Origin of the sequence: Pseudomonas sp. SW-3 (genome assembly GCF_016615645.1) — a bacterium.
GTDB classification, from domain to species: domain Bacteria; phylum Pseudomonadota; class Gammaproteobacteria; order Pseudomonadales; family Pseudomonadaceae; genus Aquipseudomonas; species Aquipseudomonas mandelii.
Genome location: NZ_CP067098.1, coordinates 2,173,901 through 2,199,172 on the forward strand (window position 1 = coordinate 2,173,901; position 25,272 = coordinate 2,199,172).

Below are 25,272 nucleotides of genomic sequence, written 5' to 3' on the forward strand. Positions count from 1 at the left end.
GATCGGAACTCGCTTGATAAGGTGAATTTGCTATGCGCAAGGCCTTCTTGGTGATGCTTGGTGCGTTGATTGTGCCGCTGTCGGCAGCCGTCCACGGCGCCGAAGTGGACGATAGCCACACGCTGCGGCTGTATAACTGGGCGGATTACATTGGCGAAAAAACCATTGCCGACTTTCAGAAAGCCACCGGCATCCGGGTGATCTACGACACCTTTGATGCCTATGAAACGGTTCAGGCCAAGTTGCTCACCGGTCACTCCGGCTATGACCTGGTGGTGTTGAACGCCTCCCTCGCACCACCGCTGATCAAAGCCAAAGTGTTCCAGCCGCTCGACAAAAAGTTGCTGCCAGGCTGGGCCAATCTGGACCCGAAAGTCTTGCAGGACTTGCAGGGGTTCGATGCAGGCACGCTGTACTCGGCGCCCTATACCTGGGGCAGCAATGGCATCACGTACAACGTCGACAAAATCAAGGAGCGCATGCCGGACGCGCCGATTGGCTCGTTGGCGATGATCTTCGACCCTAAAATCGTCTCGCGCTTCGCCGATTGCGGCGTGACCCTGGTCGATGCACCCACTGAAGTCATTCCACTGGCGCTGAAGTACCTGGGGCGCGACCCGCGAAGCGCCGCGCCGGAGGACCTCAAGGCCGCCCAGGATTTGCTGCTGTCGGTCAGGCCGTACATCCGCAAGTTCGACTCGGTCAACTACCTGACCAGCCTGCCCAATGGCGATGTGTGCATGGCCATGACCTGGTCCGGCGATTACGCGACCGCCATGGCTCGCGCCGAAGAAGCCAAACTGAAGATCAAGCTGGCCTATTTCATTCCCAAGGAAGGTTCGCTGATCTGGTTCGACAACCTGTACATCCCCGCCGATGCGCCCCACGTGGCCAACGCCCACACGTTCCTCGATTACTTGATGCAGCCACAAGTCATGGCCGACGTGACGGACTTCATTCACTACGCCAACAGCAACGCGGCGGCCACACCGTTAGTGCACGCCGATGTGCGCAACAACCCGGCGATTTATCCCGATGACGAAACCCGCCAGCGGCTGTTTCCGCAGAAAACCCAGGATGCAAAAGAGATTCGTGCCATGACCCGCGTCTGGAGCACGGTGAAGAGCGGGATTTGATCGTTTACCCATTTTGGTTTGAGGTTTTTGTATGGCTACTCCAACTCAGAAAATGCTGTCGAGCGTTGATAACGCCCATTTGCTCAAAGCTGATAAAGCCCACTACATGCACGGCTATCACATGTTCGACGAACACGCCGAACAGGGTGCGCTGAACATTGTGGCCGGTGACGGCGCTTATATTTACGACACCCAGGGCAACCGCTTTCTCGATGCGGTGGGCGGCATGTGGTGCACGAACATCGGGTTGGGCCGAGAGGAAATGGCGCTGGCGATTGCCGACCAGGTCCGGCAACTGGCGTACTCGAACCCGTTTTCCGACATGTCGAATAACGTCGCCATCCAGTTGTGCGAGAAACTCGCCAGCCTTGCCCCCGGTGACCTCGATCACGTGTTCCTGACCACCGGCGGCTCCACCGCCGTGGACACCGCTTACCGGTTGATTCAGTACTATCAGAACTGCCGTGGCAAGCCGGAAAAGAAGCAAGTCATCGCCCGTTTCAACGCGTATCACGGCTCGACCACACTGACCATGTCGATCGGCAACAAGGCCGCCGACCGTGTGCCGGAATTCGATTACGCCAACGACAAGATTCACCACGTCTCCAACCCAAATCCTTACCGGGCGCCGGATGGCATGGACGAGCCGCAGTTTCTCGAGTTTCTGATCAAGGAGTTCGAAGACAAGATCCTGTCCATCGGCGCAGACAAGGTCGCGGGCTTTTTTGCCGAGCCGATCATGGGCTCCGGCGGCGTGATCATTCCGCCCAAGGGTTACCTGAAACGCATGTGGGAAGTCTGCCAGCGCTACGACATTCTGTTTGTCGCCGACGAGGTGGTGACGTCGTTCGGGCGCCTGGGCAAGTTCTTCGCCTCGTATGAGGTGTTCGATGTTCAGCCGGACATCATCACCACGGCCAAGGGGCTGACGTCGGCTTACTTGCCGTTGGGCGCGTGCATTTTTTCCGACCGTATCTGGAAAGTGATTGCCGAGCCCGGCAAGGGCCGTTGCTTCACCCACGGCTTCACCTACAGCGGCCACCCGGTCTGCTGCACGGCGGCACTGAAAAACATCGAGATCATTGAGCGGGAAAACCTGCTGGAGCATGTCGACGTGGTCGGCGCGTATCTGGAACAGCGTCTGGCCACACTCAGCGACTTGCCGCTGGTGGGCGATGTGCGCTGCCAGAAGTTCATGGCCTGCGTGGAGTTCGTGGCCGATAAACGCACCAAGGCGTTGTTCGCCGACGAGATCAACATCGGCGAGATGATTCACTCCAGGGCGCAGGCCCGGGGGCTGCTGGTGCGGCCGATCATGCACCTCAATGTCATGTCGCCGCCGCTGATCCTGTCGTGCGCTCAAGTGGATGAAATCGTCGAGACCCTGCGGGTGTGCATTCTTGAAGTGGCGGGCGAACTTGAGCAGAACGGCCTGTATTTCGGCCAATGAGTTCGTCGAATCCGCGGTTATCAGGTGCCGGTTCACCCGCTAGACTGCGGGGCATGAGCAAACCAAACGATGACACATTGATCGCCTTGCCCTTCGGCGCCTTGCATAAATGGCACGGCGAAATGCGCCAGGCCTTCGCCCATATCGATGAGCCCGACGCGCTGAGCTTTTTGGCGTCGGCCTTCGGGCATCTGGTGGCAATCGAATCGGTGATGATCAGCCTGGAACACAAGGACCGCCCGCCACAATTGTTGTATCAGCGGGGCATCCCGGAAAAATACCGGGAGTCGATCATCGACCGCTATTTTTCCGGGGGCTACCTGCTCGATCCGTTTTGCCTGGCGGTGGAGCAGGGGCTGGCGCAAGGGTTTTATCACCTGGAGGACATTGCCCCGGACAACTTCTTCGACAGTGAGTACTACAAGACTTACTACTTGAAGGCCGGGAGTTCGGAAGACAGTTTTTACATTGTCGATACCGGCCATGACACCCAGGTGTCGGTGAGCCTGTTTCAAGGCTTCGGCGGGGAAAGTCTGCGGCTTGAACAGCTGAACCTGCTGCGGGCGGTTGAGCCGCTGGTGCGCGAATTCATCAGCGAGTTCAGCCGCCGGGGCTTGCAGCTCAGCGCCGTCAATGAGGGCGTGCGTGACGATCTCAAACAACGTGTGCAGTCTGCCTTCGAGCAGTTCGGCTGCGACTTGCTGACCGAGCGCGAGCGGGAAGTGGCGCACATGGTGCTGCGGGGGCACTCGGTGAAATCCACGGCCAGCCAGATGAGCATCTCGCCGGAGACGGTGCGCATGCACCGCAAGAACCTTTATCTGAAGTTGAACATCGGTTCACAGTCGGAATTGTTTGCGCTGTTTATCGAGTGGCTGCGCAAGCACTGATCCAACCGCCAGCCGCTCCCACAAGGCATCACCATAGAAGACGGGATGAGCAATTAGCCGGGTCTTCGAACCACTACGGATCTGACTTTTTATCTACCTGGGGAGCCAAGGGGCTATCCAGCACCCAATGCATTTTCTGAAAGGCTTTGCGCTCGCGCGCGACCGCAGCGTCCCATTCATCCCCGAACGCTTTGCCCGAGCGGACCAGCTCCATGACGGCCGCCGTTGCGACGGTCAGTTCGAGGCGCGCCTGGCGCAGGTCTTCGTTGAACTTCTCAATCGTCATCCATGCACTCTGAAAGTCGTCGCAGCCGTTTGTATGGCCGGGAAGCAGATTTTTTCGGCCAGATTTGAGGGTCGATTGGTAGCAAGTCATAGAGGTTCAACTAGAATTTTAGACGTCGGAAGGCAGGTTGCAGCCGCGCTCAAATAACAAAAACAGTGCAAAACAAGGGGCACCCAACCTTGAAAATTTCAGCCCTCTGCGCTACCGGGAGCTTGTTGGTTTCGACTGCGGTGTCTGCCACCGGGATTATTCCTGTCCTCGACCTGGACTTCACACGACCGGCTATCGAGACCCTGAAAAAAATCGGCATCAATGACGCGTGTATTATTGCCGCCTCCAACCCTGCAGCGTTCACCTACTGCCGGGAAGGGTCATCAACGCTCTGGAAATATCAGGCGCTGGATCTGGAACAACAGGCGTCGATCCTTAAAGGCGAACAGCGACCCTCCACGGATTTCGGGCGAATCACCGTGGTGGAAGTTGACAGTGCCGCCTGCCTGGAAGACACCCCTGCGCCTTTGATCAAGCCGGCTATCACTCGCGGGTTGGCCTTGGGCGTGATCTTGCTGTTTTTGTTGATCGGCTTTCGATACACCTACCGGGCGATCATGCCCCACCGCGATGACCACGAAGAGCTGTCGGACGCGTCCTTGCAACGATTGACCGGATACTTGCCGGCAAAGGCGCTGGGAGCGTTTGGTATTGCCGCTGCCGTGACGCTGGTTTACTGCTTCTGGTGACATCACCGGCAACAGCGTTCGTCCGGACAACTCGGTCAACTGTGGGAGTGAGCCTGCTGCCTGTTTGGCGTACATGTTTAAAGGCGTTTAAGGTTACTTCCTGAAAGCTACAGCGCCTTGCGCCATTGCCTACGACTACGCCAGAATCCGCCGGCTTGTGCGCTTTGGACCCCCTCGGTAACTTGGTCCCCGTCACTGATACCCAGTGATCGGGTTTAGTAGCCCGAAGGTTTGAAGGCTGCACAAGCGTCTGTCAGACAGGTGTTCCAATGCCTGTCCCTGATGGTGGCTGTGCGCAGGGCGCCCTCGGGCGCGCCGGCTTTGCCTTCTTTCCCCGGTCTACTAACCTGCGTACAGCCGCCACCCCTTGTATTAGTAGCGAGGTGTGGCTGCCCATTAAGGAAGAAAGGCATATGTGCAAAGTTACTCCAAACCCGCCAGACACTGATCCGGCATCCCCCTACGAATCACTCGATTCCAAAAAACTCCACGAAGCCGCCGAACGCGCCCTCGACCATTACCTCAACCCCGCCGCCCTCAAAATCCCGGTCATTCGAAAACCGAGCACCATGTTCATGATCGCGCCGGACATCAAAGACGAAGACCTGCTGGCCCACACCTGCGAATCACTGGCCTCGGCCAGCGTCATGACTGCTGATTTCGCGGCGTACCTGGAAGGACCGCATCGGCATACGGCGCTGGGGATCCAGCAGATCATCATGCAAGCGGAACTGGCGGTGAACCGGATGATGGATAACGTCGACGTGCCCCAGTAAGCACCGCCCCTGTGGCGAGGGAGCTTGCTCCCGCTTGAGTGCGCAGCACTCACAAGATTTGCATGCATTGCGAAAATCTTGGGGCTGCTGCGCAACCCAGCGGGAGCAAGCTCCCTCGCCACAAAATCAATTCTGATTTGAAATGCTCCTTTGGGTGACTAACGGCAACCCCCCCCAATGTGGAATCCATTGCTTCCCATTAATAGGAAGCATTACTATTCACGCCCCGTCTCCACAGCACACTGCAATGACCCCCAAGTTGCCCCGCAGACACGGCTTTTTCGAGCATTACGAAGAGTTGGTTGGCACCTGGACCCGTCGCCTGAGAAATCGTCAGCAGGCCGAGGACCTGGCGCACGACACCTTCGTGCGGGTGCTTGAGTCCGATTCGTCGGCGGTGGAACAACCTCGGGCCTATTTGCACCAGACCGCGCGCAATATCGCGGTGGATGGTTATCGGCGTGAGGACCGGCGGGGCGCCATGGAGTCGGAGGCGGTTGATCACAGTGGGTCGTCGTCCGGTGACCCGGAGCATTTCATGCAGGCGATCCAGTTGGCTGATTCCATCGAACGGGCGCTCTGCGAGCTGCCGGTTAACTGCCGAAAAGTCTTTGTCTGGCAGAAGATCGAAGGCCTGACCCAGGCGGAAATCGCCGAACGCCTGGGTCTGTCCAAGAACATGGTGGAAAAGTATATGATCCGCACCTTGCGGCATCTGCGCGACCGCCTCGACGGACTGCACCCATGATCGGCCGCGCTTTCTCATCCCCAGCCAAACAGGAACTTCCATGATGGATACTCGTGATTGTGCGTGCGGGCAAACAACGGTGCGCGACGATGCGGTGCGCTGGTTTGTGCGTTTGCAGGAACCGGCCGTGGACGTCGAAGCGTATCGGCGTTTCGAAGCCTGGCTGGCTGAACATCCCCAACATCGCGACGAATTCCAGGTGCTGCAGGGCTTGTGGACGGCCGCCGATCTGCTGCCCGCCAAGCGTCTGCAAGCCCTGTGCGAAACGCCGCCGGCACGTCGCAAGCGTCAGCCGCTGGTGCGTTATGCGGTGGCGGCCAGTGTGCTGGCCGTGGCGCTCGGCTTGGGGTTGTTCAGCGGGTTGAATCACCCGACGACCTACATGGCCGACTATTCCACTGCCTTGGGCGAGCGTCGTCATGTGGCGTTGCCCGACGGTTCGGTGATCGACCTGAACAGTCGCAGCCGCGTTCTGGTGCGTTATGAAAAGGACCGTCGCGGTATCGAACTGATGGAAGGCGAGGCCATGTTCAGCGTCGAGCACGACATCAACCGGCCGTTCGTGGTCGAGGCGGGTAGCGGCAAGGTGACGGTCACCGGCACGCGTTTCGATGTGCGCCGCGACCTGACCGAAACCCGGGTCGCGGTGGAGCAGGGCACGGTCAAGGTTCAGGGGCAGGGACCTGATGTGATCAGCCTCACCGCCGGCCTCGGCACTCGTGTCGATGCCAAAGGCGTGGTTGCCGCCGCTTATGCGGTCAATCCGGCGGAACTGACCGCGTGGCGCAGCGGCAAACTGGTGTTCAACAACGCCAGCCTTGCCGATGTCGCCGCAGAAGTCTCGCGCTACCGCGAGAAGCCACTGACGGTCGGCAACGACAAAGTGGGCAATCTGCGCCTGACCAGCGTGTTCAAAGCCGACAACACCGACGCGCTGCTCAAGGCCTTGCCGAGCATTCTGCCGGTGGCCGTGCGGACCCTCGATGACGGCAGTCAGGAAATAATTTCCAATTAATTTCCAAACCGATTCAGGTTTTTTTTGAGTTCTTCGTCTTCTTGTCCAACTGCAACTGGTTTGCATTAACAGCCGCACACTCTTGCGATCTACAGGACAATGTTCGACGTGAAGAAAACCCCCGCTAAAAACAATAAGTCACCTTGGCTGCGGCTTGTGCTCGCCCTGGCCGTCAGTGCCGCGCTTCCCCAGGCATTTGCCGCCGACGGCATTCATATTCCCGCGCAACCGTTGGGCCAGGCCTTGAGTGAGCTGGGTCAGCAAACGTCGTTGCAGGTTTTCTTCAGTCCTGAGCTGGTGGCCGGCAAACAGGCCCCCGCCGTCGACGGCGACCTCTCGCCGGAACAGGCCTTGCGCCAATTGCTGCAAGGCAGCGGCCTGCAATACCAGATCGATCAAGGCTCGGTGACCCTGATGCCAGCGCCGACTTCCGCAACGGCCGGCCCGATCGAGCTGGGCATGACCGACATCAAAGTGGTCGGCGACTGGCTCGGCGATGCCGACGCTGCGGTGGTGCAGAACCATCCCGGCGCACGTACCGTGATCCGCCGCGAAGCGATGGTCGAGCAGGGCGCCATGAACGTCGGCGACGTATTGAAGCGCGTGCCCGGCGTGCAAGTGCAGGACGCCAACGGCACCGGCGGCAGCGACATTTCCCTGAACGTCGGCGTGCGCGGCCTGACCTCGCGCCTGTCGCCACGCTCCACCGTGCTGATCGACGGCATACCGGCAGCCTTCGCGCCCTACGGCCAGCCGCAACTGTCCATGGCACCGATTTCCTCCGGCAACCTCGACAGCATCGACGTGGTGCGCGGCGCCGGTTCCGTGCGGTATGGACCGCAGAACGTCGGTGGCGTGATCAACTTCGTGACGCGCGCGATCCCGGAAAAAGCCACCGGTGAAATCGGCACCACCCTGGAAACGTCCCAGCACGGCGGCTGGAAGCACATCGACACCGCATTCCTCGGCGGCACCGCCGACAATGGCATCGGCATGGCGCTGTTGTATTCCGGCGTGAACGGCAACGGTTACCGCGAGCGCAACAACGGCAATGACATCGACGACGTGATGCTCAAGACGCACTGGGCGCCCACCGATGTCGACGATTTCAGCCTCAACTTTCACTACTACGACGCCAGCGCCGACATGCCCGGCGGCCTGACCCAGGCACAGTACGACGCCAATCCGTTTCAGTCCGACCGCAATAACGACAACTTCAGCGGGCGCCGCAAGGATGTCTCGTTCAAGTGGACGCGGCAGCTCGATGATCGCACTCAGGCCGAAGTGCTGACGTACTACACCGACAGCTTCCGTGGCAGCAATATTGCGGCTCGCAATCAGCAAACCCTGGGCTCGTTCCCGCGCACGTATTACACCTTCGGTATAGAACCGCGGGTGTCCCGTGTGTTTGACGTCGGCCCGACCACCCAGGAAGTCAGTGTCGGTTATCGCTACCTCAAGGAGGGCATGCACGAGCAGGCGAGCCGCCTGGCGCTGGTCAACAACGAGCCAGTGATTCGTCCTGGTTCGGACGGCCATGTGTACCAGGATCGTACCGGCGGCACTGAAGCCAACTCGGTGTACGTCGACAACAAGATCGACGTCGGTAACTGGACGATTACGCCCGGCATCCGCTTCGAACACATCAGCACCGACTGGCACGACCGCGCCGTGCTCGACACCGCCGGCAGACGTGTACCGGAGAAAAACCGCAGCATCGAAAGCAACGAGCCACTGCCTGCCCTGAGCGTGATGTATCACCTGTCGGAGGAGTGGAAGCTGTTCGCCAACTACGAAACCTCGTTCGGCAGCCTGCAGTATTTCCAGCTGGGTCAGGGTGGCACGGGGGATGAACCCGCCAATGGCCTGGAGCCGGAAAAGGCCAAGACTTATGAAGTCGGCACGCGCTACAACAATGAGGTGTGGGGCGGCGAGTTGACGGCGTTCTACATCGACTTCGATAAAGAGTTGCAATACATCAGCAATGACGCGGGCTGGACCAACCTCGGCGCGACCACGCACCAGGGCATCGAGGCGTCGGTGCACTACAACATGGCGGCACTGGACCCACGGCTCGACGGCCTGACCGCCAACGCCGGGTTCACTTACACCCGCGCCGTGTATGAAGGTGAAATTCCAGGCTTCAAGGGCCGTGACCTGCCGTTCTATTCGCGCCAGGTGGCGACCGCCGGCCTGCGTTACGACATCAACCGCTGGACCTACAACCTCGACGCGTTTGCCCAGTCCAAGCAGCGCTCACCGGGCGTTGCGGTGAACGCCGACGGCAGCTTCACCAACAACTACATCACCGAAGGCTCCGCCGATGGTCAGTACGGCGACATTCCGGGCTACGTAACCTGGAACGTGCGCGGTGGGTATGACTTCGGCGCGCAGTTGTCGAATCTGAAGCTCGGGGCCGGGGTGAAAAACATCTTCGACAAGCAGTACTTCACCCGCTCCAGCGACAACAACTCGGGGATGTACGTCGGTGCACCACGCACGTTCTTTGTGCAGGCCAGCGTCGGGTTCTGATAGCCCGAGTCGCCTTCATTCGCGGACAAGCCTCGCTCCTAGGGACCACCGAACCTGTAGGAGCGAGGCTTGCCCGCGAAGCTTTCAAACCTTCAACACTTTCCCGCCAATGGCTACCGCCACCAGCAACACCGCCATCAACCCGAAGGCAAAACTCAAGCTGCTGCCATGGGCGATGAAGCCGATCACTGCCGGGCCCGCGAGAATTCCTGCGTAGCCCAATGTGGTAATGGCCGGCACTGCAATGTGCTCAGGCATGACCGTCTGTTTCCCGACCGCGGTGTACAGCACCGGCACGATGTTCGAGCAGCCCGCACCCAATAACGCATACCCGACCAGTGCCGCCTCCCAGGCCGGCGCAAACGTCGCCAATGCCAAACCCGCCGCCGCCATCAGGCCGCCGAACACCATCACCCGCGTCGCGCCCAGGCGCCGGACAATCCGGTCCCCGGTCAGCCGTCCGGCGGTCATGGTCAGCGCAAACGCGGCGTAACCGAGCCCCGCATACGCCGTGTCAATCCCGCGTTCCTGCACCAGGAACACCGCGCTCCAGTCGAGCGCCGCGCCTTCGGCCAGGAACACGATGAAACACATGCCGCCAATAAACAGCACGATGCCATGGGGCACGGCAAAGGCCGGTCCCGAGCTTTCGCTGCCGTAAGGCAACAGGTGCGGCGCGGCTTTGAGCAAGGCCAGCACCAGAACCACGATCACCACCGCCATCGCCCCCAACGGCGACAGACCCAAGCCGAGCAGGGCGCTGACACCCGCCGCGCCGACAATCCCGCCGAGGCTGAACATCCCGTGAAACCCCGACATCATGTTCTTGCCGCTGGCCCGCTCGACGATCACCGCTTGCAGGTTCACCGTCGAGTCCACCGTGCCCAGGCCCGCGCCGAACATGAACAGCGTGGCGATCAATGCCGGTATTGACGACACGGTGGCCAGCAACGGCAACGCCGCGCAAATCAACAACGTCCCCCCGGTTGCCACCCGACGGCAGCCGAAACGCGTGGCGAGCAGGCCAGCTATCGGCATCGCCAGAATCGAGCCCACCCCCAGGCACAACAGCAACAACCCGAGCGTCCCTTCGTCGAGCCCGGCCCGTGCCTTGGCATAAGGCACCAGCGGCGCCCAGGCGGCGATGCCAAGACCGGCAATGAAAAAGGCGATGCGGGTGGACATCTGCTCCAGGCGTCCGGGAACAAATGAGGCTTGGGTATTGAGGCTGGTCATATCGATCCTTGGCAAAAAAACGTCGCACTCCCAAAGGGACAGTGACTGACCCATAGGGTTCGGTCAGCGTCCACAGCGGTTTGCGGTCAGGCAGGGCGACATCCTTGCATAGCCTGACCCTCTGTCGCGAGCGCAGGCCGCGAGTTAATTGCCTGTGCAGGCGACAACGTGTGGATGCTGAAGGTTTGCAGCGGTATTTTCCGACGCACTGGCTGTGGTCACGAACGGTTGTCGATCAACGAGCAATAAAACGTGTCACCGAGACGATCTGCGTTCCTTGCACTTGAATGTGCAAGAGCGCGGCAGGAAGGGAGGGCTCGTCGTCGAAACATTCAACAATGACAGTGCTGGCTGTTGTCGCCTGGATCGAAAGGCGCAGCGAGCGGCGTAACAGGCGTTTGATCGCAGCACTCAGGGGGACGGCTGATTTGCCATTGCGTACTTGCTCACAAAACGCCAGCGCTACCTCGCGCGGTGTGGGGGGAGGCGGCGAAACAATTGCGGCTTCGTCAAACAGTCGATTGAGCTGATCGGCCGCAGCCACCGCTCTCGGGAAACCGGCGAAGGCTGAAACCTGCAGCAATATTCCCGTCAGTTCTGCCGGTGCGAGCCCCGAGGCCAGCCCCGTCTTGAAATGCACACTCAACGGTGGCCCGACCATGCCCGCCGCGACAATCGCAGCAAACGACACCGCTTCACGCAGACGAGGATCCAAGTCAGAACGGTCATGCAAATAACCGTAAACAACACCCACCGCCAGTTCGCCCAGGGCCGGGACCGTTCTGAACAGTGCTTCCAGGCGAGTTGCGCCGTCAGGAACCAGGTCGATGAAGGATTTCCGGCCCTCGCTGTATAGCGTTTCCATGGGAGAGATCGGGTATCGGCTGCTCATGTCGTGCCCTCTTTTCAGACCTGCAACGCCAATCTAGAAGGTGCCTCTTGTCTCGCTCTCGGTGCCGCTGGTGAAGCTGACGTTTGGTCCTGGCTGCCAACGCACGGCGTGCGACGCGTCGTTATTGCGCTCGATGCATTTCCACAGGGTGTCTTGATCCGCCGGCACATCAACCGAACCGTTCCATTGGTTCTGCGAAGGCCTGTGGGCCAATGCCACGGCATGACGAGGATCCCAGGCCCCCAGTTCCAGCGACGAGCCCACGGCATAATCGTCGCGCAGCGTGATGAATTCGGGGTTGAAGGTTTCGAACACGCGCGGGTTGTCGGTCTTTAGATCGGCGTTCCCATCGAGGAAGGTATCGCCCTTATCGCAGGCGCCACAATCATGGCGGCATTCGCTCCGGCCTCTGAGGAACAGCGGTTCATTGCGATTGTTTTCGGCCATGTGGTTGGGTACGACGTCGTAGACCAATTTGACGCCTGCAGTTACTCCGCCGAGTACCAGGGCAATGAGCAGGGACACTAGGGAAGCCCGTTTCATGACCTTCCTCCGAACGTGCATCAGGAGCTTCACTCTGGCCCGGGGGCGAAGGCTTGTCTGCTGTCATAACTGACAGATCTGGCAGACTTGTTCGCAATAAGTGTCGAGGGATTTATAACTGAGTGACTGGAGGAACGCCCGGCTCTTGCTCACACAACGCCCGAACCAGTGGGTCGCGCACCTGCATCAGTTCGAACAGGCCCAGGGCACGTAGCGCCGGCAACGCCTGGAGAATGTCTTGCGTCGCGGCCGTGCGTTGATCCTCGGGTGTCTGGGGATCGATCAGCATCCGGGCATTGATCAGAAAGGCCCCGACCGTGCCTTTGCGCACGACAGTTCTATTGAATTGGCCTTGGTTCAGATCGTCGGGAAGCAGGTCTTCGGCGCGCATGGTTGAGACTCCGGTGAATGAGTGCCCAGACTAATCCGTTGCTCATGGCTAAACTGCGCTATCCGGGTCATTCGATAACGTGAAACTGCCAATGGCTGAACCGCTGATATCTATTGAACAGGCGCAATCCAACGCAGGGCCGCTGGTGATTGCCTCGGTCCTGAACAGTCCCATCGAGCGCGCCAGCACTCCCCACCGGCATGCGCGCGGGCAACTGTTGGGCGCGCGGCGCGGGCTGTTGACGGTGGAGGCGGCAGATCATCACTGGGTGGTGCCGGCGACCCATGCGGTGTGGATTCCACCCGACTGTGTGCATGGCTTGCGCTCCCACGGGCCCTTCCACGGCTGGAGTGTCTACGTGGTCGCGCCGGCCTGTGTCGTATTGCCCGGACAACCCTGCATCATCGCAACTTCAGGTTTGCTTCGTGAGGCCGTCGACCGGGCGGCGACCTGGAGCGAGGGACCGCTGGATCAGCGACAGGAGCGGATCGCTCAATTGATTGTGGATGAGGTCGCCGCGCTGCCCGCCGAGCACTTCGGTCTGCCGCTGCCACTCGACCCGCGTCTGCGGCGGATCAGTCAGGCGCTGGCCGACGACCTCGCCGACAACCGTTCGCTCACCGAGTGGGCGCAATGGGCCGGTTTGTCCGCCCGGACCCTGGCCCGGCGCTTCGTCGATGAAACAGGCTTCAGCTTCAGCCAATGGCGCCAGCGCGCACGCTTGCTGCGAGCGCTGGAGTTACTCGCCGCCGACGTACCGGTGACCACCATCGCCCTGGAACTGGGCTACGACAATGTCAGCGCGTTCATTGCGATGTTCCGGCGAACGTTTGGCGTGACGCCGGGGCGGTATTTCATCGCAGGCCGTTGACGCCTACAGTACGGGCTCTTTTCAAGCTGACTTTCAGGACCGATCCATGACGCCGTTCTACGATGCTCGAGGCAATATCTACGCGGTGGTGACGCCCGACGAGGTGCGCGGTCGCGGTATCGATTTGCCGGACCAGGCTCGTGACGCCGCGCAGATCCGCGAGCACTGGGTATTGGCCGCTATCGAGGCATTTTGCAGTTGGGCGCCCGGTTCACAGCCATCGGGCAGCAAAGACCATCGCTGCGACGGGCTGTTGGTGGGGCCGTTTCAATCCTCGCCACCCTTTGATCTGTTGATCGTCAATACCGACGGCACCCTGGCCGAGCGCAGTGGCAATGGGCTGACGATTTTTTCCCAGGCGCTCAGTGAGCAAGGATTGATGCCCGAGGAGCAGGCGTGCCTGCTGCGGGTTCATCACGACAAGCGCGATGCGGTTTCACCGGTGGAAACCACTGTGGACGCCGCTGAGGTCGACGGTGTGCAAGGGTTCTGGCTGGATTTGGGCAAGCCTTCGTTCGGGCCGCAAGCGGTGGGTGCGCGCGAGGCTGAACGCGTGACGCTGAACGAGCGCGAAGTCAGCCATGTGCAGCCGTTGTCGGCGCTTGATCCTGCCTGGAACCGCAGCCAGTTTGTGCGCATCGGCAATCCCCATTGCGTGACGCTGCTGACGAATGCCGACGCGTTGCCCAGCAATGAGCAGATGCGAGAATCGCCCTTGGCTCAAGGCTTGATGCGTATCGCCTATGCCGCGCCGACCGGGGCTGGGCATCCGTGTCCGGCGGGGGTGAATTTGCAATGGGCGATACTTGAGTCAGAGGGGAGAGTGGTGGCGCGGGTGTTTGAGCGCGGGGAAGGGCCGACGGCGTCGTCAGGCACCAGCGCCAGTGCGGTGGCGTGTGCGGCGTGGCGGGTGGGTTGGGTGGCGGCGGGTGAGGTGAAAGTCGTCATGCCGGGCGGCACGGCGCCGGTTTTGTTGGAAGAGTCGGAGGGGAAATTGAGTCGGGTCAGGCTGTTTGGCACGGCGCGGTTGATGGGTTGATTATTAGATAGCCATCGCGAGCAGGCTCACTCCCACAGGGGTTTTGTGATCGGCTCGCCCCCCCCTGTGGGAGCGAGCCTGCTCGCGAAGAGGCCCGCCCAGTCAGCGAAATTTCAGAGCTGACCCGCCCATTCCACCACCGGCATCGTCCGCTTCATCAACACCTTGCCATCGCGTACCGAATACAACGGCAACCCCTGGCTGCGAATCACCTCGTAGTCGCTGTCCGCCGACAGAATTAGCAAGTTCGCCGGGCGCCCGGCTTCCAGCCCATAACGGTCCCCAAGGTTCATGGCCTTGGCGCTGTTGTCGGTGACCAGGTCCAGCGCACTTTGCAGGTTGCGATACCCCAGCATGTGGCAGATATGCAGCCCCGCTTCCAGCACCCGCAGAATGTTGCCGTTGCCCAGCGGATACCACGGGTCAACGATCGAATCCTGGCCGAAGCACACGTTCATCCCCGCTTCCAGCAACTCATTGACCCGGGTCACGCCGCGGCGTTTCGGAAAGGTGTCGAAGCGCCCTTGCAGGTGAATGCTTTCGGTGGGGCAGGAGACGAAACTGATCCCCGAATGCCCGAGCAGACGGAAGAGTTTGGCGCAGTACGCGTTGTCGTAAGAGCCCATGGCCGTGGTGTGGCTGGCGGTCACCCGCGAACCCATGCCACGGCTGCGGGCTTCTTCGGCCAGCACTTCCAGAAAGCGTGAATGCGGGTCGTCGGTTTCGTCGCAATGCACGTCCACCAGGCAGCCGGTGCGCTCGGCGAGGTCCATCAGAAACTTCACTGAGCTGACGCCCTGATCGCGGGTGTATTCGAAATGCGGAATGCCCCCCACCACATCGGCGCCCATACGGATCGCTTCTTCCATCAGCTCCCGGCCGTTGCGGTAGGACTCGATGCCTTCCTGCGGGAACGCGACGATTTGCAGGTCGATCAGGTGCCGGCTTTCCTCGCGCACTTCAAGCATTGCCTTGAGCGCGGTCAGTTGCGGGTCGGTGACATCGACGTGAGTGCGCACATGCTGGATGCCGTGGGCGGCGAGGGTCTGGATGGTTTTCTTGGCGCGGGCCTTGGTGTCTTCCTCGGTGATGGTCACCTTGCGTTCGCCCCAGCACTCGATGCCCTCGAACAGCGTGCCACTCATGTTCCAGCGTGGCTCGCCAGCGGTGAGGGTGGCGTCGAGGTGAATGTGCGGCTCGACAAAGGGCGGCACCACCAGGTTGCCGCCAGCGTCGAGGTCGTCGGGCCCCAGGGTGGGGGCTTCGGTCTGACGGGCGATGGTGCGGATCAGGCCGTTTTCCAAGTGCAACTCATGCAGGCCTTCTTGGTTGCGCAGGCGGGCGTTGATGATGTGCATCAGGCGAATCCTTTTATAGATCTTGTAAGGGAGCTTCAGCGGCACGGGCACCCAGTACGCTGGTCAATAGCACATACGTTAGCGCGGCAGCGGCAATCCCTACCAGTGGCGCGATCCAGGGCGAGCTGAATGCGGCGACGGTGCCGACGGCATAGGCGGTCAAACCGGGCCAGTTGAACGCCGGTAATCGAGCATCGGCCAGACGAGGATATTGACCACGATAGCGGTAGAAGAAATCCGCCATGATCACGCCGCCTATCGGCGGAATCACCGTGCCCAGCAGGATCAGATACGGCACAAGCATGTCGTACATGCCCAGCAGCGCGAGCAAGGTGCCGATCACCGCGCCGGCCAGGGTCACGGTTTTGCGGCGGCCGGTGCGCAACAGGTTGCAGCCGGCGACGGCGAAGTTGTAGATGGTGTTGTCCTGGGTGCTCCAGATGTTGAGCAGCAACATGGCCATCGCGGCCATGGCGAAACCTTGCAACAGCAGCACTTCGACCACGTCCGGTTGCTGGTAGACGATGGCCCCGTAGGCCCCGATCAACACCATCAGGCCGTTGCCGATAAAGAAGCCGATCAGGCTCGCCAGCACGGCGACCCGGGCGGAACGGGAGAAGCGCGTCCAGTTGGTCGCCTGGGTGGCGCCGCTGACAAAGGTGCCAAAGACCAAAGTAATCGCGGTCGACCAGTCAAGCGTTCCCGTCGGAACCACCGCGAGCAGCCCATCGAGCCCGCCGACCTTCACTGTGGCGACCCACATCGACAGCATCAGCAGCAACATCATGGCGGGCACCGCAATGTACGAAAGGATTTCCAGCCCGCGATAACCGACATACGCGGTGGCGCAAAATGCCAGGCCGAACAGCACCATCAGGCCCAGAACGGTGCCCTCGCTCAGTTCGAAATACTTGCCCAGCACCACGGCGGCCGTGGCCGTGCCCCAGGCGTACCAGCCGATCTGGGTGAAGCCGAGGATCAAGTCGCTGAGCTTGCTGCCGACCTCGCCGAAGCAAAAACGCCCCATCAGCACCGAATTCAGGCCGCTCTTGAAGGCGATGTAACCCAGGCTTGCGGCGTAGATGCCCAGCAGCAGATTGCCGACGATAATCACCGCCATCATCTCGCCAAAACTGAACGCCACGCCAAGCTTGCCGCCGGCGAACATGGTGGCGGTGAAGAAGGTGAATCCCAGCAGCACCATGGCGGTGGAGGCGAGGCCTTTGCGGGCATGCATCGGTACTTCGCTGAGAGGGTAGTCGTTGCCCGGATCTTTTTGCGTCATGTGGCGTTCCTTGCTGAATGGGTGACGCGGGAGGGGTTGCAGTGGTCGTGCCAATGGCTGGATATGCAGTTACTTATAGTCGAGGCGGAGAGTTTGGCGCGGGAGGGGCACAAATGCGGTGCACCTGAAGGAATATAGAGCCCATGTGGGAGCGAGCCTGCTCGCGAATGCGGTGTGTCAGGCAATGTAGATGTCGACTGATACACCGCATTCGCGAGCAGGCTCGCTCCCACAGGGATTCGGTTTCTTCAGGAGGGCTGGATTAAGGGCAGGAACCGCAGTAAAGCCGCGACGATGGCCTCGGGCGCATCCTCCTGAACCAGGTGCCCGGCATTGGGAACCGCATGAAATTGCGACCCGGCGATCATCTGATGCAGTGCCCGTCCACGCTCGATGGGAATCCACTGATCCTCCTCGCCCCACAGAATCTGCACCGGGCAACGCACCGTTGGGTACAACACCTCAGCCTCGCGGGTGTAACGCTCGTCCATCTGCGCAATCTGCCGATAGAACGCCGCTTGCCCGGGATCGCCCAGCCACGGTTGTACATACGGGTCGAGCTCTTCATCGGGGATGTCGCGCTTGATCGCCCCGCGAATATATGCCGGCACAATCGCCTGTTGAATGTAATCGGGCAGTCCGCTGAACGCCGCTTCATGCTGGCGTACATGCTGCACGAACGGCGAACCCCAGGGCGTCAACGCCACCGGATCAATCAATGTCAGGCTGCGGTAATCCTTGCCGTTGAGCAGGTGCGCGCGCAGCGCGGTGGCACCGCCGAAGTCGTGGGCGACCACGTCCGGCCGCGCCAGGCCCCAGTGATCGAGCAAGCTCGCCAACAGGTCGTTCTGCACCCCCAGCGATACGTCGCCGGTGATTTTCTCGGATTGCCCATAACCCAGCAGGTCGAAGTAATGCACCCGGTGGGTGGTGATGAAATGTGGAGCGATGCGGTGCCACACGTAAGACGAAAAGGGCGTGCCGTGCACAAACACCAGTGGCGGGCCGTCGCCGCGTACGGCGTAGCGAACGGAATGCCCGTTGAAGCGATAGGTCTGAGCCAGCGGCCAGTCAGTCCTCATGGGGATGTCCTCTTGGCATGTTCGAGCCAAAAAGCATAGGCATAAAAAAACAGCCAATGAAGGCTGTTTTTTGTATCACTGACGAAACGCATTGCTCCTTGTGGGAGCGAGCCTGCTCGCGATAGCGTCGGCACACATGGCATCAATGTGACTGACAGGGCGCTATCGCGAGCAGGCTCGCTCCCACAGGGGAATTGTGTTGTCTTTTAGAGCGGGTTACTCGCCGTGATAGATGCAGCCGCTGGTGCACGTCTCGTGGATACGGATCGCGCTGAGTTCCGGCAGCAGGGGCTTGAGTTCCTTCCAGATGAACTTGGCCAGCACTTCGCTGGTCGGGTTTTCCAGGCCGGGAATATCGTTCAGGTAGTTGTGGTCGAGGCGCTCGTACAACGGCTTGAAAATCGCCTTGATTTCCGAGAAGTCGCGGATCCAGCCGGTGTGCGGATCGAGGTCGCCGCTCAAGTGGATCGCCACTTTGAACGAGTGACCGTGCAAACGGCCGCATTTGTGGCCTTCCGGTACGTGAGGCAGGCGGTGGGCGGATTCGAACGTAAACTCTTTGAAGATTTCCACAGTGATTTCAGCTCTGTCAGGTGGCGATCGCCGCGGCGATGTGGGCAGGCGGCGAGTTTACCAGAGCGCCAGGCAAAACACTGACTAAAGGGTCAGCAAGCGCTCGCCGAGGCGACCATTGGCGGCCAGTTCGAGAAACTCGTCACCCAGGCGACGGCTTTCGTCCATCGTCGCACGCCAGTATTTCTGCCGGCTCGGGGCATCGCCCATGAAGCGCTTGAAGTCGTTGCGGTCCGGCAGTTTGCCGTAGGGCAGGCGCGCCAGGTAGTCCTTCGATGGCGCCAGCAGCAGGACATCCTGCAACCGCGCCGGGCAGGCTCGGCGCCACGGCAGGGTCTTGTCGAACCAGCCGGGAATGACCCGGTCGGTGAAATGCGGATAGAGCACGATGTCGTTGCCGCTGTAGGGCAGGTCGAGGTGATAGTCGAGCAGGCCGCCATCGCGAAACGTCCCCGCGCCTGCGCCCGGCAGGTCACGCACGCCTTCCATCACCATCGGGATCGAGCCCGACGCAAGCAGCGCCTGACGCAGGTTACCGGCATTCAGCGCGACGAAGCGTGACGGGAAATCGTTGAGTGCATGGACCGGCGGCGCCAGGCGCGGGTCGTGGATGATCAGCCGTTCGAAATGCCGCGACAGCCGTGCGCGCCCCCGCAGGTTGTCGGCGATCACCGACGACAGGCCCAGCCCGAGACGGCCGCGATGATCGTCCGCGAGCAAGCCGTGGCTTTTGACCACCATGATGTTCAGGCGGTAGTGGGCGTTGTCCAGAATCGACGCATCGCGACCGTCGAGCAGTTCATCGAGCATGCGCCGGGAGCTCTGGCTGATCTGCGCCATGGTCACGCCCTTGTCGAAGTTCTGCTCGGTGTAGAGGTGACCGAGGCGCCGGATGCCTTCGGCGGCGTCCGGCAGACAGGCGCTGGCGAAGCGCCAGGAGCCCACCGACGCTCCGATCAACGCACGCTCGCGCGGTGCGGCCGGCAGCCATTCGCCAAACAACGCCAGGTCCAGACCTTGAATCCCCAACGCTTTCGGCCCCCCGGCGGCCCCCGGCAACGTGCCGACATCGGCGGCGCTCAAACCGTTTTCACGGATGCGTGCCAAGGCCCGCGGGCCGGCCTTGAGGGTCAGGGAAGGGAACTTGATGTGGATGGCGGTCATACCGGTCTCGATGTCGGGCAAGCGGGGGATTATAAACAGCTCAGGCAACGCCACCAATCCACACTGTGGGCGTGAGCCTGCTCCGATTGCGGTCTGTCAGGCATTAAAGATGTCGACTGACATGACGCTATCGCGAGCAGGCTCGCGCCCACAGGGTCGGTGTTCGCCCAGGATTTATGGGTTGCTCCAATGATGGCAATTCAGTTTCAGTTAAGTTCAGCCCGCTAAGGTGCTCCTCGTAGGCAACACATAAAAAATACGGAGACACCCATGAAAACCCTGACTGCCCTGTTCACCGCGTCCATCCTTACCCTGACCGCCAGCCTCGCCCACGCCCGTGATTTAGGCCCCGATGAAGCCCTGCGATTGCGCGACGCTGGTACCATTGTGTCTTTCGAGAAGCTCAACGCCACCGCTCTGGCCAAACATCCCGGTGCCAAAATCACCGAAACCGAGCTGGAAGAAGAGTACGGCAAGTACATCTACCAGGTTGAGCTGCGCGACCCACAGGGCATTGAGTGGGATCTGGAATTAGACGCTGTCAGCGGCCAGGTTCTCAAGGATCATCAGGATACGTAATGAAGGTGTGTTCATTTTCACGCATGGCGTTGGTGCTGCTGGCGTTCTGCTCGGTCGTCATGGCCCGCGACCTCGATCAGGACGAAGCCCTGCGCTTGCGCCAGCAAGGCGTGATCCTGCCGCTTGAGCAATTGTTAAAACAGGCGTTGGACCGCTACCCCGGCTCCAAACTGCTGGAAGCCGAGCTTGAAGAAAAACACGACGTCTACATTTACGAAGTCGAGTTGCTGACCACCGAAGGGGTGGTTCGTGAACTGGACCTCGACGCCACCACTGGCCAGTTACTGAAAGACAAGGAAGATTGATCGATGCGTTTGCTTCTGGTGGAAGACCACGTGCCGCTGGCCGACGAATTGATGGCCGGCCTCAACCGGCAGGGGTATGCCGTGGACTGGCTGGCCGATGGCCGAGACGCGGTGTATCAGGGCAGCAGCGAGCCGTATGACCTGATCATCCTCGACCTGGGCCTGCCGGGTTTGCCGGGGCTTGAGGTGCTGGCGCAATGGCGGGCCGGTGGTCTGGTCACGCCGGTGCTGATCCTCACGGCACGCGGTTCCTGGGCCGAGCGCATCGAAGGCCTCAAGGCCGGTGCCGACGATTACCTGACCAAACCGTTCCACCCCGAAGAGCTGCACCTGCGGGTCCAGGCGTTATTGCGGCGCTCCCACGGTCAGGCCAACCAGCCGACGCTCAAATCGGCGGGGCTGCACCTGGATGAAGGTCGCCAGTGCGTCACGCGTGACGGTGCCGATATCCAGCTGACGGCCTCCGAGTTTCGCCTGCTGCGTTATTTCATGCTGCACCCCGAGCAGATCCTTTCCAAAAGCCACCTCGCCGAACACCTCTACGACGGTGAAACCGAGCGCGATTCCAACGTGCTCGAAGTCCACGTCAACCATCTGCGGCGCAAGCTTGGGAAAAGTGTGATCGAAACCCGTCGCGGCCAGGGTTACCTGTTCGGCGGACAAGCCCAGTGAGGTCGATTCAGCGCCGCTTGAGTCTGGGGCTGATCAGCGTGATGGTGGTCGTCGGCCTGGTGCTGGCGCAAACCAGCCTGTGGTTGTTCGAAAAGGGGCTGCAGCGCTACCTCGAAGACGGTTTGCGCAACGACAGTGAAAACCTGCTGGTGGCGCTGGTGCGCGGGCCGGCGGGGTTGCAACTGGATGAGCGGCACCTGTCGCCGGCCTATCAACGGCCGTTTTCCGGGCACTACTTCCGTATCGATTTCGCCGACAAGCATTGGCGTTCCCGCTCGTTGTGGGATCAGGAACTGCCGCCACTCGACCATCCCGGCCTGCACAGCAACCTGCAACTGGGGCCGGAAGGTCAGCAATTGCTGGTGCTGCGTTCGGACTATCGCCGGCTCGGGCAATCGATTTCGATCAGTGTGGCGCAGGACTACACGCCCGTGCGCGAGAGTTTTCGGCGCATGCAACAAGTCGGCCTGGGCCTCGGGCTGGCGGGGTTGCTGCTGATTCTGCTGCTGCAACGGATCACCGTGCGCCGCGCCTTGCGCCCACTGGAAAAGGCCCGCGAGCAAATCGCCCAGTTGCAGCAGGGCCAGCGCTCGCAACTCGATGACCAGGTGCCGGTGGAACTGGAGCCGCTGGTGGCGCAGATCAACCATTTGCTGGCCCACACCGAAGACAGCCTTAAACGTTCACGCAATGCCCTGGGCAACCTTGGGCATGCGTTGAAAACGCCGTTGGCGGTGTTGCTGAGCGTAGCTTCCAGCGAGAAGCTCGACGCTTATCCCGAACTGCGCAAACTCCTCAAGGCACAACTGGAACAGGTCCAGCAGCGGCTCAGTCGCGAACTCAATCGCGCCCGCTTGTCCGGCGATGCGCTGCCGGGAGCGCTGTTTGATTGCGATGGGGAACTGCCGGGGTTGTTGGCGACGTTGAACATGATTCACGGCGAACACCTGAACCTGAGCTACCGCGCACCAACCGGTTTGCAGCTGCCGTGGGATCGCGAGGATTTGCTCGAACTGCTAGGCAATCTCTTGGATAACGCCTGCAAATGGGCGGATGCCGAGGTTCGGTTGAGCGTGGTCGAGACGGCGCAAGGGTTTGAATTAAGCGTGGAAGATGATGGGCCGGGGATTCCCGAGGCGCAGCGCGATCAGGTGCTGAACCGGGGGACACGGCTGGATGAACAGACGGATGGGCATGGGTTGGGGCTTGGGATTGTGCGCGACATCGTCGACACGTGGGGCGCGGTGATGCGGTTGGAGGAAAGCGAGTGGGGCGGCCTGAAAGTGCTGATCAAACTCCCCAAACGCTGAGTATCCCTGTAGGAGCGAGCTTGCTCGCGAAAGCGGTGTGTCAGTCGACATCTCTGTTGGCTGACAAACCGCTATCGCGAGCAGGCTCGCTCCCACATCTTGATCTTCAGTGGACGCGATAACGGCGTTAAACGCGAAACTGGTCCATCAGACTCTGCTGCTGATTCGCCAGGCTATTGAGTGACTGGCTCACCCGCGCCGATTCATTCGCCTGTCCCGACAGCGACTCCGTCACATCGCGAATCGTCGCCACGTTGCTGTTGATCTCCTCGGCCACCGCGCTCTGCTCTTCGGCCGCAGACGCAATCTGCAGGTTCATGTCGCTGATCACCGTCACCGCCTCGCCGATCTGGCGCAGCGCTGTCACCGCTTGGCCCACTTGCTCGACGCTGCCTTGCGCCTGGCGATGGCTGTTGTTCATCGAGCCAACCACGTCCTGCGTGCCGCACTGCAATTGCTCGATCACGACGCGGGTTTCTTCAACCGACTCCTGGGTGCGTCGCGCCAGGTTGCGCACTTCATCGGCGACCACCGCAAAACCTCGTCCGGCCTCACCGGCGCGGGCCGCTTCGATCGCGGCGTTGAGGGCCAGCAGATTGGTCTGTTCGGCAATGGCGCGGATCACTTCCAGCACCGAACCGATTTTCTCGCTGTTGGCCGCCAGGCCTTCCACTTGCACCATGGCCGCGCTCATGTCGGCGGCGAGGTTGCCGATGCTGGTGGTGGTCTGGTCGATGACGGTCAGGCCGCGGCGAGTCGCTTGGTCGGCATCCTTCGCGGCCTGGGCGGCTTGCGCGGCACTGCGGGCGACGTCCTGGGCGGTGGCGCTCATTTCGTGGGAGGCGGTGGCGACCTGATCGACCTGACGGTATTGCTGCTCCATGCCGGCGCTGGTCTGCGTGGCGATGGCGGAGGATTGATCCGCGGTGCTGCGGGCGTCCTGCACCGAGCGTTTCACTTCGGCGATGATCGGTTGCAGCTTGTCGAGGAAGCGGTTGAACCAGCCAGCCAACTGGCCCAGTTCGTCCTGCTTGTCGTAAGCCAGGCGTCGGGTCAGGTCGCCTTCGCCGCTGGCGATGTCTTCGAGCATGTGCGCCACGCCGAGGATCGGTCTGGTCACGCTGCGCGCCATCAGCCACACCAACAGCAAGCCAATCAGCGCGGCCAGTACACCGAGGCCGAGCTCAATCAGGGTGCCGCTGCGGTTGCTGTCATCGAGTTGGTTTTTCAGGGTTTCGGCGGGGCCGACCAGGACTTTTTCCGGCACGTCGAGCAACACGCCCCAGGATTTCCCGCCGGGAATCGGCTGGAACGGCGACAGCACTTTCAGTTGCTGGTTGCTGTGCAGGCTTTCGGTGGTGCTGCTGGCCGCGAGCATGCGAATCAGCTCGGTGCCGTCGGACGTGTCCACGGTGTCCAGGTGCTGGCTGAGCTTGCTGGCGTCCGCGCTGTAACCGGCGAGCAAGCCGACCGGGCTGATGATGCTGACGCGGGTCTGGCCGTCGTAGAGCTTTTTGCTCGCGCCCTGACTCATGGCCTGCAAGCTGTTGAGGTTGATGTCCACCGACAGCGAAGCGATGACTTTGCCGTTGACCATCAGCGGGAACACGATGCTGGTCATCAGCACCTGCTGGCCGTCGATCACATAGAAATACGGTTCGATCACGCACGGCTTGAGCGTTGTGCGCGGGCAGGTGAACCAGGCGTTGGCCGGCTCGCCGCTGGGACCGGCCTTGGTGTCGGCCATGTCGCTTTCCGGCAGCGCCATGGAGGTCACTTTGCCAGGCACAGGTTGCGACCAATACAGGGCAAAACGGCCCTTGTCGTTGCTGCCCAGCTCAGGCTGGCCAGCGAACAGATCGTCCTTGCCGTCCAGCGCGTTGGCTTCGAATACCAGGGACAGGCCGAGCAAATCCGGGTTGGCTTGCAGCGCCGACTTGACCTGGCGGGTCAGGTCTTCACGCAGGTCGAAGGCGTCCAGAAAACGCTTTTCCGCCTGGTCGCGCAGGAACAGCACCTGGCGCGAAAAGCCGTGGCCGTATTGATAGGCGTCCATGAACTGCTGACGAATCACCAGCGCCTGGTTTTCACCCTGGGATTCGATCCGGGCCTGAGCGGCTTCGGTGAGCATCTCCATGCTCGAGGCTTTCACCATCTCGGAGCTGTGCTCCATGCGATACAGCGAAAGACCCACCAGCAGGGTCACGATGCCGGCCAGGCAAAGCCCGGCCAGCAGGGTGATTTTCCATTGGATGGAAAGTTGTCTGAGCGACATGGAGAGACGTCCTTATTCGATATTTATCTGAGACTTTGCACTGTAACGGCCACGCTTCACCTTTCTTTATGCCGGCATCCGAATAAGGCTCGCCGCTGATTTTGTGGCGAGAACGCTTGCCTGG

The 25,272-nt window shown here is 60.9% G+C and carries 25 protein-coding genes and 1 pseudogene; 14 read left to right on the forward strand and 12 right to left on the reverse strand.

The features are described from left to right. The first annotated feature begins 32 nt into the window (after window positions 1-32). The 3 genes from JIO00_RS09670 to JIO00_RS09680 are packed head-to-tail and all read left to right on the forward strand — an operon-like array spanning window position 33 to window position 3,476. Window positions 33-1,136 (forward strand): polyamine ABC transporter substrate-binding protein, encoded by a 1,104-nt coding sequence (locus JIO00_RS09670; protein ID WP_102594621.1) that lies wholly within the window; start codon window positions 33-35, stop codon window positions 1,134-1,136. A gap of 31 nt (window positions 1,137-1,167) precedes the next feature. Beyond that, window positions 1,168-2,586, forward strand: coding sequence for an aminotransferase (locus JIO00_RS09675; RefSeq protein WP_077748878.1), 1,419 nt, complete (start codon window positions 1,168-1,170; stop codon window positions 2,584-2,586). Window positions 2,587-2,639: 53 nt separating this feature from the next. Further along, a complete protein-coding gene (locus JIO00_RS09680) occupies window positions 2,640-3,476 on the forward strand; it encodes a helix-turn-helix transcriptional regulator (protein ID WP_010458507.1) in 837 nt (278 codons plus the stop codon). A 73-nt stretch (window positions 3,477-3,549) separates the two neighbouring features. Here JIO00_RS09680 and JIO00_RS09685 read toward each other — a convergent pair whose 3' ends face one another. After that, window positions 3,550-3,762 carry a hypothetical protein gene (locus tag JIO00_RS09685; protein ID WP_077748877.1) on the reverse strand — a complete coding sequence of 71 codons (213 nt, stop codon included), beginning with the start codon at window positions 3,760-3,762 and terminating at the stop codon, window positions 3,550-3,552. 179 nt (window positions 3,763-3,941) lie between these two features. Between JIO00_RS09685 and JIO00_RS09690 the strand changes: the two genes are divergently transcribed. The 5 genes from JIO00_RS09690 to JIO00_RS09710 all read left to right on the forward strand — a co-directional run bounded on the left by JIO00_RS09690 (window position 3,942) and on the right by JIO00_RS09710 (window position 9,573). Beyond that, window positions 3,942-4,502 carry a hypothetical protein gene (locus JIO00_RS09690; protein ID WP_077748876.1) on the forward strand — a complete coding sequence of 187 codons (561 nt, stop codon included), beginning with the start codon at window positions 3,942-3,944 and terminating at the stop codon, window positions 4,500-4,502. Window positions 4,503-4,915: 413 nt separating this feature from the next. Next, window positions 4,916-5,278, forward strand: a complete 363-nt coding sequence (locus JIO00_RS09695) for a DUF6124 family protein (protein ID WP_077748875.1) — start codon at window positions 4,916-4,918, stop codon at window positions 5,276-5,278. Between the two features lie 247 nt (window positions 5,279-5,525). After that, entirely contained in the window at window positions 5,526-6,026 is a 501-nt protein-coding gene (locus JIO00_RS09700) for a sigma-70 family RNA polymerase sigma factor (RefSeq protein WP_010458519.1), read from the forward strand. A 40-nt stretch (window positions 6,027-6,066) separates the two neighbouring features. Then, complete coding sequence (locus tag JIO00_RS09705) at window positions 6,067-7,041, forward strand: FecR family protein (RefSeq protein WP_200668056.1); 975 nt, start codon at window positions 6,067-6,069, stop codon at window positions 7,039-7,041. Window positions 7,042-7,149: 108 nt separating this feature from the next. Beyond that, window positions 7,150-9,573, forward strand: a complete 2,424-nt coding sequence (locus tag JIO00_RS09710) for a TonB-dependent siderophore receptor (protein WP_200668058.1) — start codon at window positions 7,150-7,152, stop codon at window positions 9,571-9,573. Window positions 9,574-9,657: 84 nt separating this feature from the next. Here the strand turns inward: JIO00_RS09710 and JIO00_RS09715 are convergent, their stop codons facing one another. The 4 genes from JIO00_RS09715 to JIO00_RS09730 all read right to left on the reverse strand — a co-directional run bounded on the left by JIO00_RS09715 (window position 9,658) and on the right by JIO00_RS09730 (window position 12,635). Then, window positions 9,658-10,809 (reverse strand): MFS transporter, encoded by a 1,152-nt coding sequence (locus JIO00_RS09715; RefSeq protein ID WP_200668060.1) that lies wholly within the window; start codon window positions 10,807-10,809, stop codon window positions 9,658-9,660. Window positions 10,810-11,044: 235 nt separating this feature from the next. Further along, window positions 11,045-11,701: a carboxymuconolactone decarboxylase family protein gene (locus JIO00_RS09720; RefSeq protein WP_200668062.1), complete on the reverse strand. Its 657-nt coding sequence runs from the start codon at window positions 11,699-11,701 to the stop codon at window positions 11,045-11,047. Window positions 11,702-11,734: 33 nt separating this feature from the next. After that, window positions 11,735-12,244, reverse strand: coding sequence for a carbohydrate-binding module family 20 domain-containing protein (locus tag JIO00_RS09725; protein WP_200668064.1), 510 nt, complete (start codon window positions 12,242-12,244; stop codon window positions 11,735-11,737). A 112-nt stretch (window positions 12,245-12,356) separates the two neighbouring features. Next, the gene (locus JIO00_RS09730) at window positions 12,357-12,635 is read right to left on the reverse strand and encodes a hypothetical protein (RefSeq protein WP_200668066.1); all 279 of its coding nucleotides are present in this window, start codon (window positions 12,633-12,635) and stop codon (window positions 12,357-12,359) included. Window positions 12,636-12,726: 91 nt separating this feature from the next. Here JIO00_RS09730 and JIO00_RS09735 point away from each other — a divergent pair, with 91 nt between their 5' ends. Continuing rightward, window positions 12,727-13,506: an AraC family transcriptional regulator gene (locus JIO00_RS09735; RefSeq protein WP_200668068.1), complete on the forward strand. Its 780-nt coding sequence runs from the start codon at window positions 12,727-12,729 to the stop codon at window positions 13,504-13,506. A 46-nt stretch (window positions 13,507-13,552) separates the two neighbouring features. Further along, window positions 13,553-14,545, forward strand: coding sequence for a diaminopimelate epimerase (locus JIO00_RS09740; protein ID WP_200668070.1), 993 nt, complete (start codon window positions 13,553-13,555; stop codon window positions 14,543-14,545). Between the two features lie 113 nt (window positions 14,546-14,658). Here JIO00_RS09740 and codA read toward each other — a convergent pair whose 3' ends face one another. The 5 genes from codA to JIO00_RS09765 form a co-directional block, all read right to left on the reverse strand. Further along, window positions 14,659-15,903: a cytosine deaminase gene (codA, locus tag JIO00_RS09745; protein WP_010458540.1), complete on the reverse strand. Its 1,245-nt coding sequence runs from the start codon at window positions 15,901-15,903 to the stop codon at window positions 14,659-14,661. A gap of 13 nt (window positions 15,904-15,916) precedes the next feature. Further along, a complete protein-coding gene (gene codB, locus JIO00_RS09750) occupies window positions 15,917-17,188 on the reverse strand; it encodes a cytosine permease (protein WP_010458543.1) in 1,272 nt (423 codons plus the stop codon). Window positions 17,189-17,436: 248 nt separating this feature from the next. After that, a complete protein-coding gene (locus JIO00_RS09755) occupies window positions 17,437-18,270 on the reverse strand; it encodes an alpha/beta fold hydrolase (protein ID WP_010458544.1) in 834 nt (277 codons plus the stop codon). Window positions 18,271-18,486: 216 nt separating this feature from the next. Next, window positions 18,487-18,843: a 6-carboxytetrahydropterin synthase QueD gene (gene queD / locus JIO00_RS09760; protein WP_008152165.1), complete on the reverse strand. Its 357-nt coding sequence runs from the start codon at window positions 18,841-18,843 to the stop codon at window positions 18,487-18,489. 84 nt (window positions 18,844-18,927) lie between these two features. Then, on the reverse strand, window positions 18,928-20,007 hold the full coding sequence (locus tag JIO00_RS09765) for a hypothetical protein (protein WP_010458552.1): 1,080 nt from the start codon (window positions 20,005-20,007) through the stop codon (window positions 18,928-18,930). Between the two features lie 270 nt (window positions 20,008-20,277). Between JIO00_RS09765 and JIO00_RS09770 the strand changes: the two genes are divergently transcribed. Genes JIO00_RS09770 through JIO00_RS09785 form a run of 4 tightly spaced genes read left to right on the forward strand, consistent with a single transcriptional unit; the run spans window position 20,278 to window position 22,873 of the window. Next, the gene (locus JIO00_RS09770) at window positions 20,278-20,586 is read left to right on the forward strand and encodes a PepSY domain-containing protein (RefSeq protein WP_010458554.1); all 309 of its coding nucleotides are present in this window, start codon (window positions 20,278-20,280) and stop codon (window positions 20,584-20,586) included. Next, window positions 20,586-20,891: a PepSY domain-containing protein gene (locus tag JIO00_RS09775; RefSeq protein WP_010458557.1), complete on the forward strand. Its 306-nt coding sequence runs from the start codon at window positions 20,586-20,588 to the stop codon at window positions 20,889-20,891. Before JIO00_RS09770 ends, JIO00_RS09775 begins: the two co-directional genes overlap by 1 nt. A 3-nt stretch (window positions 20,892-20,894) precedes the next feature. Then, window positions 20,895-21,563 carry a response regulator transcription factor gene (locus tag JIO00_RS09780; protein WP_010458558.1) on the forward strand — a complete coding sequence of 223 codons (669 nt, stop codon included), beginning with the start codon at window positions 20,895-20,897 and terminating at the stop codon, window positions 21,561-21,563. Then, window positions 21,560-22,873 (forward strand): sensor histidine kinase, encoded by a 1,314-nt coding sequence (locus tag JIO00_RS09785; RefSeq protein ID WP_083377230.1) that lies wholly within the window; start codon window positions 21,560-21,562, stop codon window positions 22,871-22,873. Before JIO00_RS09780 ends, JIO00_RS09785 begins: the two co-directional genes overlap by 4 nt. A 127-nt stretch (window positions 22,874-23,000) precedes the next feature. Here JIO00_RS09785 and JIO00_RS30115 read toward each other — a convergent pair whose 3' ends face one another. Together JIO00_RS30115 and JIO00_RS30120 are read right to left on the reverse strand one after the other, a co-directional pair. Next, a complete protein-coding gene (locus tag JIO00_RS30115; protein WP_370654464.1) occupies window positions 23,001-23,756 on the reverse strand; it encodes a methyl-accepting chemotaxis protein in 756 nt (251 codons plus the stop codon). A gap of 150 nt (window positions 23,757-23,906) precedes the next feature. Then, a pseudogene (locus tag JIO00_RS30120) lies at window positions 23,907-25,148 on the reverse strand (chemotaxis protein); the annotation flags it as partial. Window positions 25,149-25,272 lie beyond the last annotated feature (124 nt).

Excerpts from the sequence above, each read along its gene's own strand:
- JIO00_RS09670 (WP_102594621.1), top strand. The coding sequence starts at position 33 with ATGCGCAAGGCCTTCTTGGTGATGCTTGGTGCGTTGATTGTGCCGCTG.
- JIO00_RS09675 (WP_077748878.1), top strand. The coding sequence starts at position 1,168 with ATGGCTACTCCAACTCAGAAAATGCTGTCGAGCGTTGATAACGCCCAT.
- JIO00_RS09680 (WP_010458507.1), top strand. The coding sequence starts at position 2,640 with ATGAGCAAACCAAACGATGACACATTGATCGCCTTGCCCTTCGGCGCC.
- JIO00_RS09685 (WP_077748877.1), bottom strand. The coding sequence starts at position 3,762 with ATGACGATTGAGAAGTTCAACGAAGACCTGCGCCAGGCGCGCCTCGAA.
- JIO00_RS09695 (WP_077748875.1), top strand. The coding sequence starts at position 4,916 with ATGTGCAAAGTTACTCCAAACCCGCCAGACACTGATCCGGCATCCCCC.
- JIO00_RS09700 (WP_010458519.1), top strand. The coding sequence starts at position 5,526 with ATGACCCCCAAGTTGCCCCGCAGACACGGCTTTTTCGAGCATTACGAA.
- JIO00_RS09705 (WP_200668056.1), top strand. The coding sequence starts at position 6,067 with ATGATGGATACTCGTGATTGTGCGTGCGGGCAAACAACGGTGCGCGAC.
- JIO00_RS09715 (WP_200668060.1), bottom strand. The coding sequence starts at position 10,809 with ATGACCAGCCTCAATACCCAAGCCTCATTTGTTCCCGGACGCCTGGAG.
- JIO00_RS09720 (WP_200668062.1), bottom strand. The coding sequence starts at position 11,701 with ATGAGCAGCCGATACCCGATCTCTCCCATGGAAACGCTATACAGCGAG.
- JIO00_RS09725 (WP_200668064.1), bottom strand. The coding sequence starts at position 12,244 with ATGAAACGGGCTTCCCTAGTGTCCCTGCTCATTGCCCTGGTACTCGGC.
- JIO00_RS09730 (WP_200668066.1), bottom strand. The coding sequence starts at position 12,635 with ATGCGCGCCGAAGACCTGCTTCCCGACGATCTGAACCAAGGCCAATTC.
- JIO00_RS09735 (WP_200668068.1), top strand. The coding sequence starts at position 12,727 with ATGGCTGAACCGCTGATATCTATTGAACAGGCGCAATCCAACGCAGGG.
- JIO00_RS09740 (WP_200668070.1), top strand. The coding sequence starts at position 13,553 with ATGACGCCGTTCTACGATGCTCGAGGCAATATCTACGCGGTGGTGACG.
- codA (WP_010458540.1), bottom strand. The coding sequence starts at position 15,903 with ATGCACATCATCAACGCCCGCCTGCGCAACCAAGAAGGCCTGCATGAG.
- codB (WP_010458543.1), bottom strand. The coding sequence starts at position 17,188 with ATGACGCAAAAAGATCCGGGCAACGACTACCCTCTCAGCGAAGTACCG.
- JIO00_RS09755 (WP_010458544.1), bottom strand. The coding sequence starts at position 18,270 with ATGAGGACTGACTGGCCGCTGGCTCAGACCTATCGCTTCAACGGGCAT.
- JIO00_RS09765 (WP_010458552.1), bottom strand. The coding sequence starts at position 20,007 with ATGACCGCCATCCACATCAAGTTCCCTTCCCTGACCCTCAAGGCCGGC.
- JIO00_RS09770 (WP_010458554.1), top strand. The coding sequence starts at position 20,278 with ATGAAAACCCTGACTGCCCTGTTCACCGCGTCCATCCTTACCCTGACC.
- JIO00_RS09775 (WP_010458557.1), top strand. The coding sequence starts at position 20,586 with ATGAAGGTGTGTTCATTTTCACGCATGGCGTTGGTGCTGCTGGCGTTC.
- JIO00_RS09780 (WP_010458558.1), top strand. The coding sequence starts at position 20,895 with ATGCGTTTGCTTCTGGTGGAAGACCACGTGCCGCTGGCCGACGAATTG.
- JIO00_RS30115 (WP_370654464.1), bottom strand. The coding sequence starts at position 23,756 with ATGGAGCAGCAATACCGTCAGGTCGATCAGGTCGCCACCGCCTCCCAC.